Below are 14,323 nucleotides of genomic sequence, written 5' to 3'. Positions count from 1 at the left end.
GCCGACATGCCAATCAGCCGAGCTCGTTCGGCTTCGGTCAGATGGATCTCCGCCGCCGGCGGTCCAGAATGCGCCATATCCATCAGAATACAAATTTATCCGCCGCTTTTCCGGCGCAGAATACTAGCTCCGGATAAGACCCGCGTGGTCCACATCGACGAGGGGTTCGATTTCCTCGGTTATCACATCCATCGCCAGCGGAAGCGAGGAACGAACAAGTACTTCGTCTACACCAAGCCGTCCAAGAAAGCCGTGCAGGCGATCAGAGACAAGGTGTCGGCGAAGACGCACAGGTCAACCCGCAATCAGGACCTGGCCAAGCTGATCCTGAGCCTGAACAGGACCTTGCGCGGGTGGGCGAACTACTTCCGATACGGCATCTCCAAGGCGACCTTCGCAGCGATCGACGCCCATACCTGGGCCCGGCTGATGCGCTGGATCCGCCGCAAGTACGCGGGCAAGGCCCGTATGGGGATGCCAGAGTTCCGGCGTCGCTTCTGCGACATCGGCTGGAGAATCGCTCACCAGGGAGTCGCCTTCACCGGCACATCTACTGTCTTGGTGAAGCGCTACCGCTATCGCGGCGGCAACATCGCGACTCCCTGGACTCCGATACCGGCAGCCGCCCCAGGCGGCTAACCAGCGGGCAAGGCACGTGGAGCGCCCGGTGCGTGGAGACGCGCACGCCGGGTGCGGCGGCCGGGCCGGGGAAACCCACCGGGAGCAATCACGGCAGGGCGCCCCGGTCCGACCCGACACGGCGCCCCAATGCTCATCAGTCGGTGGTGAGGTGGGTGGTGAAAAAGTCGGTGAGCTTGTCGACGGCGGGGTCGATGTACTCCTTCTTGTCGTAGAGGTCGACGTGGCTGGCGCCCTTGATCCAGTGGATCTCCTTGGGGCCGGTGGCGCGCTGGTGGGCCTCGACGGCCATCCAGGCGGTGACGGCGCGTTCGCCGATGATCTGAAGGATGGGGCGGGGGCCGATCAGCGAAACAGCGACGAAGGCGTCATGGAAGGCCATCCTGTCGATGCTCTCCCAGGCGAGGGTCTTCGCGGAGCGCTCGTGGTGGCCGCGCGGGGTGCAGTAGTACTCGAAGCCTTCGACACCGTGCTGGCCGCCGAGCGCGCGGGCCTGCTCGGCGGTCTCCGGGAACATGGTCATCGTGCCAGGGTCCTCGCCGCGTGCGGCGGCGCTGCGGGCCGTTGCGGCGACGTCCAGCAGGGCCTGGAAGACAGCCGGATCCTGGGTGCCGTCGGCGCCGAGACGGAACTGGCGGGCGGGCTCGGCGGTGGACACGGTGGCCACGGCCTTGACGCGGTGGTCGCCGCCGGTGGCGGCCAGCGAGTAGCTGCCGGAGGCGCAGATGCCCAGCAGGCCGATCCGGTCGGCGTCGACCTCGTCGAGAGTGGTGAGGTAGGAGACGGCGGCCTTGAAGTCCTCCACCCGCTGGGCGGGGTCCTCCAGGCCCCGCGGCAGACCGCCGGACTCGCCCTGGTAGGCGGCGTCAAAGGCGAGGGCGACGAAACCGCGCTCGGCCATCAGTTGCGCGTACATGCCGGAGGTCTGTTCCTTCACGCTGGTGCCGGGGTGACCAACTACGAGCGCCGGCCGCGGACCCGAGGCCGGCGTGTCGGGGGTGTAAAGGTGGCCGGCGAGCGGGATGCCGGCGCTGTCGAAGCTGACGGTGGTCCTGGCCATGAGGCACTCTCCCTAAGACGGTGATGACGTGTCGTAACGCACCCGCGCGGCGGACCCGGGGCCCGCACCCCGCCGGGCACACATCCACCTTCGGCCAGTCTCCACACGAGCGGGAGAGCCAGGTTTCTGCCTGGGAAAGAACTTGCCCCCTCACACATGTGCCGTGGCCGTCGCGGCGCAATGACACTTAAGAGCATGACTTCAGACTCCGACTCCCGGGCGCTGGGAGCCTTCCTCAAGGCCCGCCGGGCCCAGCTGACACCGCGGGAGTGCGGCCTTCCCGAGACGGACTCCGCCCGCAAAGTCGCTGGACTACGTCGCGAGGAGGTCGCCCAGCTCGCCGCCATCAGCGTGGACTACTACACACGACTGGAACAGGGCCGCGTCCGGGCATCCGTACCTGTGCTCACCACCCTGGCCCGCGCCCTGCGCCTCGACGACGACCAGCAGACCTACCTCTACGAACTCGCCGGCCGAACCGACGCCCGCCCACGCCGACGCCGGCTCGCCCAACGCCTGCGTCCCGCCATGCGACGTCTGCTCGACCAGCTCACCGAAACCCCCGCGCTCGTCCTTGGCAAACGCCTGGACATCCTGGCCTGGAACCCCGCCGCCGCAGCCCTCTACACCGACTTCGCCGCCATCCCGGCCCACCGGCGCAACTACCTGCGGCTGCTGTTCACGAACCCGGTGGTCCGGCAGCTGCACCAAGACTGGGCCCACGACGCCCGGGAAGCCGTCGCCGCGCTGCGCATGGAGGCCGCGGCCGACCCCGACGATCCCGACCTTGCCCAGCTCGTCGGCGAACTGTCCCTCCAGGACCCTGACTTCCGCGCCTGGTGGGCCGAACACCGTGTCAACAGCGCCAGTTACGGCACCAAGCACTACCGCCACCACCTGGTGGGCGACCTCACCCTCGACTGCGACACCTGGGCCAGCCCCGACGGGTCCGTACAGCGCCTGATGATCCTGACCGCCGAACCCGGCAGTCCCTCCCACGACGCCCTGCGCATCCTCACCTCATGGACCACCCAGCAACCGAGCACCGACCGGACGGAGGGCCTGACGCGATGACCACCTGGACACCCGAAGATCTCGCCCTTCTCGCCGGGTCCGAATCCCTCGTCCTGACCGCCGGAGACGACGGTCACCCCGGCGTGGAGATCGGTATGGTCCTGGTCCGCAGCGAGCTGTTTGTCCGCGCCTACCGAGGGGTCCGGTCCCGCTGGTACCAGGCGGCGCAAAAGGAAAGCCACGGACAGATCCGGATGGGGGCCGTCACCCGCGACGTCCTCCTGGAAACTCGGGATACCACGCCCGCCTCCGAGATCGACGCCGCCTACCGGAGCAAGTACGGACAGGTCGCCGGCGCCCTCGCCGCGAGCCCCGCGGCACACGCCGCGACGATACGGATCGACCCGGCATCCTCATCGAACGGCGCCACGGGCCTGGTCCGCTGACGGAACGGGGCCCTGGGCAACGTCAGCGCGTAGCAGGGCACGCTCACCACCGAGCAGTCTGGCGAGACTGCTCGCCAGGTTGAGAGTGCCAAGGCGTGTGTGCCGCCTGCTCGACGTGGCCGTTCCGGGACCGTTCTACGCGCCTGGCTGCGTGAGCAAGGCCAGGAAGTTCACCGATGGCATCAAGAACGCCTCTCTCGACCCGTTAGGAGAATGGGGCCGCCCGTAGTTTCCAGACCAAAAACAACGGTAAGCAGTTGATCTAGGCCCGCACCTTGGGTGACTTCCTCAAGGCGGCCGGTTTGCCGGACGCTGGTCGCCGTTTTCCGTGATCCCGGTACGTGGGATGCAAGATCAGCGGCGGTGCCGCCGGTGGTGCTCGTCGTTCTCGGCGGTGATGCGGGCGGAGGTCTCCTCGCGACTTTGGGCGGTGGGACGGGGCAGTAGGTAACAACATCAGGTCAAGCTCGGGGAAGGGGTTATACCGCGAGATCAAGAGGTCGCGCCCGCGAGGGCAGTTCAACCCTGGGCGCGCTGGGGGGACCCAGTTCAGGCGAGGGAAGCCTGATGAGCCATCGGCTTGGGCCGTCTGCATGGTTCAGATGCGTGAACGATTCCCTGGTGGGTCATTGGCTTCAAGCGTGGGGACTGCGAGTCCTCGTTGCATGATCTACAATGTAAAGTAGCTCGCAAGGATTTTCCGCTGCAGAAAACAAATATCGAATAAATACGTTCACTTAGGACCCAGAGGCTTACGGAGGGTCACGGATAGAGCTGGTCGGCGACCTCGCGGATGGGGGGTGGTCACCTGCGGCAGGCGGCGCAGGGTCTCGATGTTGAGGTGGTCCATGATGGCCTGCGAGTAGGAGCGGTACGGCGAGCCGGGGTTACTGTCACATTCGTTGACAGTTAACCTCTGAGCAGGCAAGTCTTGCCCGATGGCGGAGTCTGAGGGTGTCGCGTTCGTCCAGGCGGATGTTGAGCGGTTCTGTGCGGAGCTGGTGGGAGTGGCGCCGGCGATCAGGCTGGCCAGGCTGGCGGAGTTGCGGGTGATGCTGGAGGACGTGGTGGCGATGGCCGAGGCGCGGGATGAGGGGTGGGGGCTGCGTCGGATCGGCCGGCAGATCGGGATGTCGCACGAGCAGGTACGGCGGACGCTGGCCAAGCCGTTGCCCGAGCCGGAGCGCGCCTGAACCTCCCTGCAGATACCGTGAACGCCTCGCCCTGCCCAGGCCGGGCGAGAACATCACGTTTCATGATCAATATCTCGGATTCGCTCTGGCCGGACACCTCGAAGATCATCTCGGTGTCACACTTTCGGCAGGTAGCGGGCCGGCGAGCCAGCCTGGCCCACAAGCGTCGGGAGTCTGTCATGCCGGTCAACTTCCTCACCGAGGACCAGCGCAGCAGGTGGGGCAGATTCAACGAGGCCCCCGACCTCACCCAGCTGGGCGGGTTCTTCCATCTGGAGGCTGCTGACCGGCGGCGGGCGATGGCGGCCAACGGCGCCCGTAACCAGCTCGGCTACGCCATCCAGCTCGGGACGACCCGGTTTTTGAATTGCTTCCTGCCCGATCCGGAGGATGTGCCGGCGGTGGTGGTCGACTACGTCGCCGAGCAGCTCGGCCTGGACTCCTCCGCGCTGAAGGGGTACGGGGAGAAGGAGGCGCGCTGGGATCACCAGAAGCAGATCCGTGAGGCCTACGGCTTTGAGGTGTTCGAGGAGCACCCGTTCGCGCTGGCGTGCTGGATCTACCGGCGCGCCTGGTCGAACAACGAACGCCCGATCGTGCTGCTGGACCTGGTTACCCACCGGCTGGTCGAGGCGAAGGTCTTGCTGCCCGGCATCAGCACGGTGGAGCGGATGATTTCGGAGATCCGCGAGCGGGTCGCCGTACGCCAGTACAAGATCCTCGCCGCTCTGCCCAGCCCGGGCCAGAAGAGCGCGCTGGAGGAGTTGGTCACTGTAGCCGAGGGGCGGCGGATCTCGGGGCTGGACCGGTTGCGCAAGAGTCCCACCGACGTGTCCGGCGCGGGGGTGGGCAAGGCATTGGAGCGGCATGTGGAGCTGCGCGGCCTGGGCGCGGCGGGGTGGGATCTGTCGGCTGTGCCGGCCGGGAAGGTCGCCGCGCTGGCCCGCTTCGCGAAAGCCGCCCGGGCCAAGGCGGTCGCGGACCTGGCCGGGGATCGCAAGCTGGCCACCTTGGTCGCCTTCGCCGCGGTGATGGAGCCGGTCTCGGCCGATGAGGCCATCGAGGTGTTCGACTTGGCGATGGGGGATCTGGTGCGTACGTCGGCGTTCAAGGCGGGCAAGGAACGGCTACGTACGCTGAAGGACCTGGACACTGCCGCGATTGTGCTGCGTGAGGTGTGGCTGGCGATCCGGGATGTGGCCGCCGACCCCGACGGCGACGTGCGGGCGGCGCTGGACGGCATGGATCTACCGGCCATCCACGCCGCGGCCGAGGTCATCGGCGAGCTCGCGCAGGAACCCGATGAGGATTTCCAGGATCAGCTGCTGCAGCGCTATGCCACCATCCGCCGGTTTTTGACCAAGCTGCTGAAGGTCATCGACTTCCACGCCGGCGCGGCCGAGGCCGAGCGCTCCGGCGCAGGGCAGGGCGCGCGCCGCGGCTTTGAGCTGCTGGAGGCGATCGACTTCCTCAAAAGCCTGGAGCGGCGCCGCAGCCCCGTGCGCCCGGAGGAGGTGCCGTCGGCGCACCTGACCTCCGCCTGGCACCGGCGGGTCTTCCCCAAGCGGGGGGAGAAGGCCGGTGAGGTCAACACGCTGGCCTACACGGTGGCCACCGTCGAGCGGCTGCGCGAATGCCTGCGCCGTCACGAGGTGTTCGTGCCTGGCCTGCCCAAGTGGGGCGACCCCACCGCCGGGCTGCTGGCCGGACCGGCGTGGGAGCGGGCCCGCGCCAAGGTCTGCCGCGATCTGGGCCTGTCGGCCGAGCCGGGCGCCGACACGCAGCGGTGGGCGGCCAACCCTGGACTTCGCCTACAAGCAGCTGGCCGCGGGCCTGTCCGGGGAGGAGGGCGTCCGCAACGAGTGGCTGCGCATCGAAAAATCACCCGAGGGCAAGGACCACCTGGTCCTGACCGGGCTGGAGGCGCTGGACGAGCCCGCCACACTGACCGCGCTGCGCGCCGACGTCGAGGCCCGCATGCCCATCGTCGACCTGCCCGAGGTGCTGCTGGAAGTGCACTCCTGGACCGGATGCCTGAACGCCTTCACCCACGTGTCCGGCGAGGTGCCCTCCAGACGAGAGGACATGATCAAGTCGATCGCCGCCGTCTTGGTCGCCCAAGCCATGAACGTCGGGATGCGGCCCATGGCCAGCGACCACGAACCCGCGCTCGCCCTGGACCGGCTGTTTTGGGCCGAGCAGAACTACATCCGCGCCGCCACGCTGACAGCTGCCAACGCCACCCTGGTCGACTACCACGCCGCCCAGGAGATCGTGCAGACCTGGGGCGGCGGCGAACTGGCCTCCGCCGACGGGCTGCGCTTCGTCGTCCCGGTCAAGACCATCAACGCCGGACCGAACACCAAGTACTTCGGCAAGGGCAAAGGCGCGCGCGGCGTCACCTACTACAACTTCACCTCTGATCAGTTCACCGGCTTCCATGGCATCGTCATCCCCGGCACCCCCAAGGACTGGTACTACATCCTGGAAGGCCTGCTGGAACAGGAGACCTCGCTGCGGCCCACCGAAATCGTCTCCGACACCGCCGGCGCCTCCGAGCTGGCCTTCGGCATCTTCCGGCTGCTGGGCTGGCAGTTCTCCCCGCGCCTGGCCGACGTCGGCAGCTCCACCTTGTACCGGGCCGATCCGGCCGCCTTCTACGGCCGTCTCAACACCATGATCAAAACTCGGGTGAACATCGGCCTCATCAACGACCACTGGGACGACCTGCTGCGCGTGGCCGGCTCGCTGCACACCGGCGCGGTCCGCCCGGCCGAGCTGTTTCGCTACCTGACCGGCGGCGGCACCCCCACCCCGATCGGCCGCGCCCTGATGGAGCTGGGCAAACTGGATCGCTCGGTCTACCTGGCCTCCTACTTCAACGACGAACTCGGTAGCCGTTGCGGGTGTTGACCCGCTCGCTGCTGACCTCGCCGTAGCCGGTCCCGCACAGCTGCTCGACCTCGGCGTCCATCATCCGCTGCGCGAACTCGCGGATCATCGTCCGAAGCAGGTCCGGGCTCGCCGCGGCCAGGGTGTCTTCCAAGTACTCCCCCCGGCAGCAGGCACAATGTCATTGACGGACACTTCGTCCCCTTCGTGTTGATATGGGCGAATCGAAGGACTACGGAGTGGCCGTCTCTTGTCACATGGATCTCTCCCGTACCATGGCAGGGGCTAGATCACCCGCACACCATCTCCCTGGACGTGAACAGTCCTCAGCAGTACACGTACACGCTTGATGCCCGCCAAACTCCATCTAGTGGCCGCTCAGTCCATGCCGCGACATAGTCGTACCTGGTTGGTCCGTATTGGATTCTGAACGCGTTGCCTTGAGCCCTGGCATGGACAAAGTAGTCACCGAGGCCGGTTAGCCCGCAGCTGTCGACGTTCCAGACTCGTCCGCTCGATTGGACCCAGATGCAGGCTCTCCCGGAGTCGCAGCGATCACTCCAGTACTGGGCATTTGCGGAGGCTGGGCTGGATCCGCCGGTAAGCACAGCGGCCCCGATAGTCGCTGCCAGCGCTGCGCGCAGAGCGAGCCGTTTGATCGATGACATCTCAGATCCCCTTCGCTCAACCCGGCCTCCTGGCCGGGTTGTGATCGTGGCGGACGTTTGAGCAGAAGACAGAAGGGCCGTGACACACACGCTCCGGACGTGGGTTTCGAAGCAACCATGCAACGATGAATGGCCAGAACCCGAGGGGCTTGAAATCCGGGGCGTCTCGATAACCATCGCTCAGCAGCGTTGGAGAAGTGTTGGAGCATCGTTGAGCCGCTGGTGGGAACTCCCCTGGCGCGTTCGCGCGAGGCAAAACGTCATCCTCACTACATGACCGGCTCTCTAGGCTATGGCGGTCGCCGTGGGGCTTGAATGTTCGGGACGTCAGCAGCACGTCGGGGGACGCATAGCTGGTCGGCTGGTCATCGGTGATGTCCGGGTTCAAGAAGTAGTACGAGGCGATGGTCAGCGGGCGTACACCATCGTGCTGCCGGGCGGGGAGGTGCACCGGGCGGCGGATGGATTCCTGCGCACCCGCGAGGGCGGCACCGACCGGGTCTATGCCTACCTGCTTGGCTCTTCGGGTATTGCACCGGCTGGTGGATCACGCCGAACGGGCACATGGTGACGGCCGCGCACTGCGTGGGCATGCCCAAGGCGACGGTGCAGGTGCGCTTCGGCGAGCAGGTGCTGCCCGCCGTCAACGCCGAGGAGGTCAAGAACTACCTCAAGAGCATCAAGGGCGTCGCTCAGCCCGACGACGAGATGGTGCGGCTGGCCGGCACGTTGTTCGGCGGCTTCAATTCCCGGCACATGCGGGTGAGCGGCCTGCGGGGGCAGATCGGCGTCGTGCGCGCGCTGCCCGGCGGCGGCCGGGACGCCACGTCCAAGATCACTCGGTTGCGGCTGGTGGCCAAGGGGGTCGCCTACCCGGGCGAGGACTTCGCCCTGCTCAAGCTGAACGGCGCCAAGAACCTGCCTACCGTGCCGCTGGGCGCCGACGCCGACGTCCAGGTGGGCGATGAGCTGTACATCAACGGATTTCCCGGTGTCATCACCTTGAACCCGGCGTTCAACCGCACCTCGAAGCTGTTCCCGGCGCTGGCCCAGGGCGCCTTCAACGCCCGCCGGACGACCGTCGCGGGAGTGCCGTACATCCAGGGGCAGGCCCCGTCGTACGGCGGCAACTCGGGCGGCCCGGTGTTCGACCAGAACGGCAAGGTCATCGGCTCGCTGATCGCCGGCACCGGGACGACCAGGAGACCCAGAGCTACATCCTGCCGGTGGGCGTCATCAAGAAGCATCTCGCCCGTGCGGGGGTCAAGCCGGTCCAGTCGCGGACGACGTTGTTGTACAACGCGGCGCTGGACGACTTCTTCGCCCGCCGGTACCGGGCGGCGCTGCCCAAGCTGCGCCAGGTGCGGGCGCTGTATCCGGCGCACCCGTACGTCGGGAACTACATCGACGAACACCCGCAAGGCGATCGCCGCGGGCAAGGACAGGACCCCCAAGAACGCGCGATGAAGCGGGTTTGATTGCGGCGGGTCGGAACCGGCTTCGCCACAGGCGCTCGGCTTGCGGCTAGGCGGGCGTCGTGGCCGGCTTCCCTCCGGTGACGATCGCGAGCCGCTGCGTGACGTCGTAACGCGCGATCTCGCCGGCGTCGGTGGGTGAGCGTGCCGTGAGCCGTCGGGGCCGGGGGTGAGGCGTTCCATCGCCGGTAGGAGCGTCCCGATCTGCCGGTGGAAGGCCGGCCCCAGCAGCATGGCGACTCCGAACCCCAGAGCCGCCACCTTGCCCAGCGGTGACCCGATGACCACGGTCATCGACGCTGCGAGGAACAGGCTGCCGATCGGCAGCAGGCCCTCCAAGAATTGTTCCGAGCCGTCGACCATGGCCTGGCAGATGTCCACCATCGCATAGGCGGGCTCCGACAAGATGACGACGGGCGCAGCATCCGGGTCACGACGTGCTGGGCGAAGCCGTCGGCAGCGTCACCCGGCCAGTGCTCGTCCACCATCACCCACGAGATCACGTTCCCGCCCGCCGACATCGCCGCGTACACCAGGCTGGCGAGAGGGACGATCGATGGTGACATCCCGCGGGGCCGCCCCCCGCAACCCGACGACACCGAGCACGGGAAGAGGTGGAGGCGCTCCACCATCGACGTCGCCGTTCGGCGGCGGCCATGTGATCTGGCGAGCGGAGGGAGCGGGCACCGGGGTCTTTCGCGATCGTCGGGCAGACCTCGCCGAGGTTGCCTGATCACGGTCGGGATGTGCCGGTGCGACACGCTGTTAGGGCACGATGGTCTGCATGCCCGCGATCCCCGAGTCCACCAAGATCTCCCTGCAGCAGCGGTTGTGGGAGCGTGCCAAGCAGAACTGGCCGCAACTGATCGGGGTGAATGTCCGTTTCCGTGCCCCGTTCGCCTACGTCGACGGCGAGTTGCGCGACGGCGAGCGGCTGCCCTTGCTCCGCCTGCGTTACGGCGGATCGGCTCACCGGTGGGGCTCGGCGATCTATGTGGCCGGCAACGGCAAGTATGAGGACCAGATCTGGTTCACCGGCGAGGTCGAGGACGTCTTCGACCTCGCCTGTGATTTGCACGTCGCCAACGCTGACCTTTGATCACTCAATTGCATTCCCATCAGCCAGAAGTCAACCCCCGAGAGACTTCCAAGCGAGGCCACTAAAGGCAAAGGACTCACTCTGGAGGCGCGGTCACCGGCCATCTCGTGTGGGGATGCTGCGCACCTGACGACATTTGCGCAGCTCAGGGGATCCTCGGCCTGGAGGACGTCCCGTCGATCGACGTGAACGGGGAGAAGCTGGGCGAGGTCGCGATGGACCAGCTCATGACCCTCCTCGGCGAGCGCAGAGAGCCCCCGCCCACCAGCGCCGCCTCACCGTCCGGATCAGCTGAGGGGTTCAGCCGTCCAGGAGGGCGTGGCCGCGCGGGGTGCGAACGTACAGCATGGCCCGGCCGACGCGGTGCTTGGTGACCAGGCCGGCCGACAGCAGCAGGGTGAGCTGTTCGGAGACGCTGGCCGGGGCCAGGCCGGTGCGGCGCGACAGGTCGGTGGTGGAGGCGGGGGTGTCCAGCTCGGTCAGCAGCAGCGCGCGGGAGCGGCCGATGACGGCGGCCAGCGCGCCGGGGGCGGGGGCGGAGCCGCGTTCCCACAGCGTGGCCAGGGCGCGCACCGGATAGGTGATGATCGGCTGGCCGGGGGAGTCGGTGCGGTGGAACAGGCCCGGCCAGACGAAGACCGAGGCGATCAGCAGTAGGCCCTCGCCGTTGAGCGTGCGGGACAGCTCCTCGGGGCGCTGTTCGAGGTGGAGGTGCCGGTCGTCCCAGCGGATGGCCGGGTGCATGTCGGCGAACACCCCGGCCGGGCCGTGCTCGGCGAGTTGCCGGGTGCGGTAGAGCAGGTCGCCCTCCAGGAGGCTGCGCATGCGCGGCCAGTGCGGGGCGATCGCGATCCGCCAGTACGCCTCGACGGCTTCCGCCAGCCGGTCCAGGGCCGGGGCCGGGTTCTCGTACAGCTCGATCGCGGTGCCCTCCAGCGGGCCGCAGGTGGGCCAGCTCGTCATGCGGTCCAGGTCGCCGCGGATCACCTCGTCCGGGAGGGCGCGCAGGGCGGCCAGCTCACCGGCCAGGTCCGGGGTGGGGCTGGTGGGGACGGGACACAGGAAGTCCGGGATGTACGCGCCGCCGGGGATGAGGTCGAGCAGGGGCGCCAGATCAGCGCTCAGCCGGGGTCGTACCTCCTTGAACCACGGCAGGTGCAGCGCCCGGCCGGCCGGTGTGCGCAGCGCGTGGACGCTCGCGGAGACCTCCCTGAGCGGGGAGAACGCGAACCTGATCGAGGTCACGTCGTAGGCGGAGAACGTCAGCGTGAGCATACCCTGGTCCCTCTGGATTCGGCTGCCGCCGAATGTATCGCGCAGGGCTCTGACCTGGCCACATCATGAGGCACCAGGCAATCTTCCCCAGGAGTTCCCCATGGTCACGACCACTCCCGCGCCGCCGCGTCCACCGATCGTCACCGGGGCGTTCGTACTGCGGGTCTGGTGGCGCCTGACAGGCGACCGCCTGCCCCGTCCCGAGCCGGATCGGCATCCCCGGCTGCGATTCCTTTCCGGGTGATGGCTGGTCTTCAGTTCGTCAGCACCAACCGTGGCGGGCCAGATGGCTCGACGCGGGTCGATGACCGCGGCCGGACGCCACGCCCGACGACGTAACCAACGGAGGCAGCAATGCGTAAGATCGTCCAATCCACCCTCGTGTCACTTGACGGAGTAATCGGAGACCCGCACGTCTGGGCCAATGACTATTTCGACGGTGAAGCTCGGGCGTACGCGCTGGAACGGCTCCTGGCGAGCGACGGGATGTTGATGGGCAGGCGGACGTACGAGATCTTCGCGTCCGCATGGCCCGCGCAGACCGGTGAATACGCCGACCGGGTCAACAGTATTCCCAAGTACGTCTTTTCATCCACGTTGGAAAATGCCGACTGGAACAATTCGACCATCATCAGGGGTGATGTCGCAGCCGAGGTGGACAAGCTCAAACAGCAGGACGGCCGCGACCTCGTCATGTACGGCCATGGCCCTCTCGGGCAGACGCTGCTGGAGCACCACCTGCTCGACGAACTCCATTTCTGGGTCCACCCACTCTTCGTGGGCCGCGGTACGCGGCTGTCGCGGGACGGGCAAGAGACGGCGCTGCGACTTGTTACGACAAAGACTCTCGGAACAGGTGTCGTCGTTCTTTCGTATGAGCCCGCGGGGATCTGATAGAAGCAACCCGGCGGTCCGAGGGATCGGTTCGCCGATGGTGCGCGCTCGTGACCGCGGCTGTCCAAAGCGACAGCAGCGTCCGGAGACACACAACGAAACAAATCTCACTACATGAAATGAGGCGGACATGAACGAGCTTGCGGGCAAGGTGGCTCTGGTGACTGGAGGCAGCCGTGGCATCGGATCGGCGATCGCCCAGCGGCTGGCGCGGGACGGAGCCGCGGTAGCGCTCACCTACACCAGCGCCGCGGACAAGGCGCAGGCCGTCGCCGACCAGATCGAAGCAAACGGCGGACGAGCCCTGGTCATCAAGGCGGACAACGCCGACGCCGACGCGGTCACGAATGCGGTCGAGCAGACCGTACGGGAACTCGGTCGCATCGACATCCTGGTCAACAACGCGGGCATCTTCACCGGCGGCCCGCTGGAGGAGATGACCGTGCAGCAAGTGGACCGCACGCTGGCCATCGACGTGCGGGCCGTGTTCCTGGCCTCGCAGGCAGCCGCACGGCACATGACCGATGGTGGGCGCATCATCAACATCGGCACCTCGCTGGCCGAGCGTGTGCCCGGGCCGGGCTTGACGGTGTACGCCATGTCCAAGTCGGCGTTGATCGGCCTCACCAAGGGCCTGGCTCGCGACCTCGGCCCGCGCGGAATCACCGCGACACTGGTTCAGGCCGGCCCGATCGACACCGACATGAACCCAGCCGACGGCCCGGTCGCCGACTTCTTGAGCGGCGTCACCGCGCTCGGCCGCTTCGGGACGGTCGACGACATCGCCTCCACCGTCGTCCATCTAGCTGGTGCGGGTGGTCGCTACACCAGCGGCACCGCCATCACCGTCGACGGTGGATTCGCCGCTTGACGTGGCGTTCTCGGCATTGAGATCAACTCATCCGGACACTCTCCTGGGCGGTACGGAGAACATGCCGGTGCGGTGGGCGCTGTCCTGCTGCACCGGCATGCCGCCGTGGACGTAGTGCTGATCGGTATGGTGACCCGGTTCGCTTCAGTGACGTCGCCGGCTGCATCGGCGTTACGCGGCGACTGCCAGCACCGTAGTGCGCGCCCCCGCGCGAAGACGCTGGGTCAGAGATCCTCGATTGTGTAACCGAGATGCGGGCAAACCGGCCATGAGTCGATCTTGACGCCAGTTTCCCAGGCAGACGTACGGTCAGCGATCAACCGTGATCAGCTTGAGGGCGTCTTCCTTGTCCTTGTCGGACGGCAAGCTGTAGCGGCGGGTGGTCTCCAGGCGGGCGTGGCCAAGGATCTCGGCGACCAGAACCATGTCGGTTCTGCCGCGCACCAGCGTGGTGGCGAGCGTGTGGCGCAGGACGTGCGCCGTGGTGGGATCGTCCAGTCCGGCCGTCTGGGCGATCTCTGCGATGATGCCGCCGGCGGCGCGGGCGGTCAGCCGTCCGCCCTTGGCGTTGAGGAACAGGGCGCGGTTGTCGTCGGCGTGGGGCCAGTTGGGGCGTTCATCGAGCCAGAGCTGCAGCTCGGTGCGGAGTTTGGGGTGGATGTCGACCTCGCGGAATTTGCCGCCCTTGCCGTACAGACGCAGCCGGCCCTTGCAGGCCGACATCTGGACGTCGCCGACGTCGAGCCGGACGACCTCACTGATGCGCGCGCCGGCGTAGTACGGGATCAGCGCGATGC

At 67.3% G+C, this 14,323-nt stretch carries 13 protein-coding genes and 2 pseudogenes; 11 read left to right on the top strand and 4 right to left on the bottom strand.

Features of this window, described 5'->3' with window-relative positions:
* Nucleotides 1–639, top strand: a 639-nt coding sequence (locus LDL49_RS55005) for a group II intron maturase-specific domain-containing protein (protein ID WP_308016317.1), incomplete at its 5' end; no start/stop codon positions are given.
* A 136-nt stretch (nt 640–775) separates the two neighbouring features.
* Here LDL49_RS55005 and LDL49_RS55000 read toward each other — a convergent pair.
* Nucleotides 776–1,699, bottom strand: coding sequence for an alpha/beta hydrolase (locus tag LDL49_RS55000; protein ID WP_225302934.1), 924 nt, complete (start codon nt 1,697–1,699; stop codon nt 776–778).
* 195 nt (nt 1,700–1,894) lie between these two features.
* Here LDL49_RS55000 and LDL49_RS54995 point away from each other — a divergent pair, with 195 nt between their 5' ends.
* The 5 genes and pseudogenes from LDL49_RS54995 (at nt 1,895) to LDL49_RS54975 (ending at nt 7,265) form a co-directional block, all read left to right on the top strand.
* Nucleotides 1,895–2,773, top strand: coding sequence for a helix-turn-helix domain-containing protein (locus tag LDL49_RS54995; RefSeq protein ID WP_225302933.1), 879 nt, complete (start codon nt 1,895–1,897; stop codon nt 2,771–2,773).
* Nucleotides 2,770–3,159: a DUF2255 family protein gene (locus tag LDL49_RS54990; protein WP_225302932.1), complete on the top strand. Its 390-nt coding sequence runs from the start codon at nt 2,770–2,772 to the stop codon at nt 3,157–3,159. Before LDL49_RS54995 ends, LDL49_RS54990 begins: the two co-directional genes overlap by 4 nt.
* Before the next feature lie 938 nt (nt 3,160–4,097).
* Nucleotides 4,098–4,352 carry a hypothetical protein gene (locus tag LDL49_RS54985; RefSeq protein WP_225302931.1) on the top strand — a complete coding sequence of 85 codons (255 nt, stop codon included), beginning with the start codon at nt 4,098–4,100 and terminating at the stop codon, nt 4,350–4,352.
* Between the two features lie 62 nt (nt 4,353–4,414).
* Nucleotides 4,415–5,026, top strand: a pseudogene (locus LDL49_RS54980) (DUF4158 domain-containing protein); the annotation flags it as partial.
* Nucleotides 5,027–6,329: 1,303 nt separating this feature from the next.
* Complete coding sequence (locus LDL49_RS54975) at nt 6,330–7,265, top strand: Tn3 family transposase (protein WP_225302930.1); 936 nt, start codon at nt 6,330–6,332, stop codon at nt 7,263–7,265.
* Here LDL49_RS54975 and LDL49_RS54970 read toward each other — a convergent pair.
* Nucleotides 7,237–7,424: pseudogene (locus LDL49_RS54970) on the bottom strand (transposase); the annotation flags it as partial. The gene LDL49_RS54975 and the pseudogene LDL49_RS54970 sit on opposite strands and share 29 nt — an antisense overlap.
* A gap of 1,079 nt (nt 7,425–8,503) precedes the next feature.
* Here LDL49_RS54970 and LDL49_RS54965 point away from each other — a divergent pair.
* Together LDL49_RS54965 and LDL49_RS54960 are read left to right on the top strand one after the other, a co-directional pair.
* On the top strand, nt 8,504–9,379 hold the full coding sequence (locus LDL49_RS54965; RefSeq protein WP_372470744.1) for a S1 family peptidase: 876 nt from the start codon (nt 8,504–8,506) through the stop codon (nt 9,377–9,379).
* Between the two features lie 792 nt (nt 9,380–10,171).
* Nucleotides 10,172–10,486, top strand: coding sequence for a hypothetical protein (locus LDL49_RS54960; protein ID WP_225302928.1), 315 nt, complete (start codon nt 10,172–10,174; stop codon nt 10,484–10,486).
* A 300-nt stretch (nt 10,487–10,786) separates the two neighbouring features.
* Here the strand turns inward: LDL49_RS54960 and LDL49_RS54955 are convergent, their stop codons facing one another.
* Entirely contained in the window at nt 10,787–11,761 is a 975-nt protein-coding gene (locus LDL49_RS54955) for a DUF5937 family protein (protein WP_225302927.1), read from the bottom strand.
* Nucleotides 11,762–11,861: 100 nt separating this feature from the next.
* Between LDL49_RS54955 and LDL49_RS54950 the strand changes: the two genes are divergently transcribed.
* From LDL49_RS54950 to LDL49_RS54940, 3 genes are all read left to right on the top strand, one after another.
* Nucleotides 11,862–12,005, top strand: coding sequence for a hypothetical protein (locus LDL49_RS54950; protein ID WP_225302926.1), 144 nt, complete (start codon nt 11,862–11,864; stop codon nt 12,003–12,005).
* 110 nt (nt 12,006–12,115) lie between these two features.
* Nucleotides 12,116–12,655: a dihydrofolate reductase family protein gene (locus LDL49_RS54945; RefSeq protein ID WP_225302925.1), complete on the top strand. Its 540-nt coding sequence runs from the start codon at nt 12,116–12,118 to the stop codon at nt 12,653–12,655.
* A 130-nt stretch (nt 12,656–12,785) separates the two neighbouring features.
* The gene (locus LDL49_RS54940) at nt 12,786–13,526 is read left to right on the top strand and encodes a 3-oxoacyl-ACP reductase family protein (RefSeq protein WP_225302924.1); all 741 of its coding nucleotides are present in this window, start codon (nt 12,786–12,788) and stop codon (nt 13,524–13,526) included.
* Nucleotides 13,527–13,835: 309 nt separating this feature from the next.
* Here LDL49_RS54940 and LDL49_RS54935 read toward each other — a convergent pair.
* Nucleotides 13,836–14,323, bottom strand: a 488-nt coding sequence (locus LDL49_RS54935) for a tyrosine-type recombinase/integrase (protein WP_225302923.1), incomplete at its 5' end; no start/stop codon positions are given.

The sequence above is a fragment of the Nonomuraea aurantiaca genome (assembly GCF_020215705.1).
Lineage (GTDB): Bacteria > Actinomycetota > Actinomycetes > Streptosporangiales > Streptosporangiaceae > Nonomuraea > Nonomuraea aurantiaca.
The sequence above is the reverse complement of the archived record's forward strand: the minus strand, read 5'-3'. Positions and strand labels throughout refer to the sequence as shown.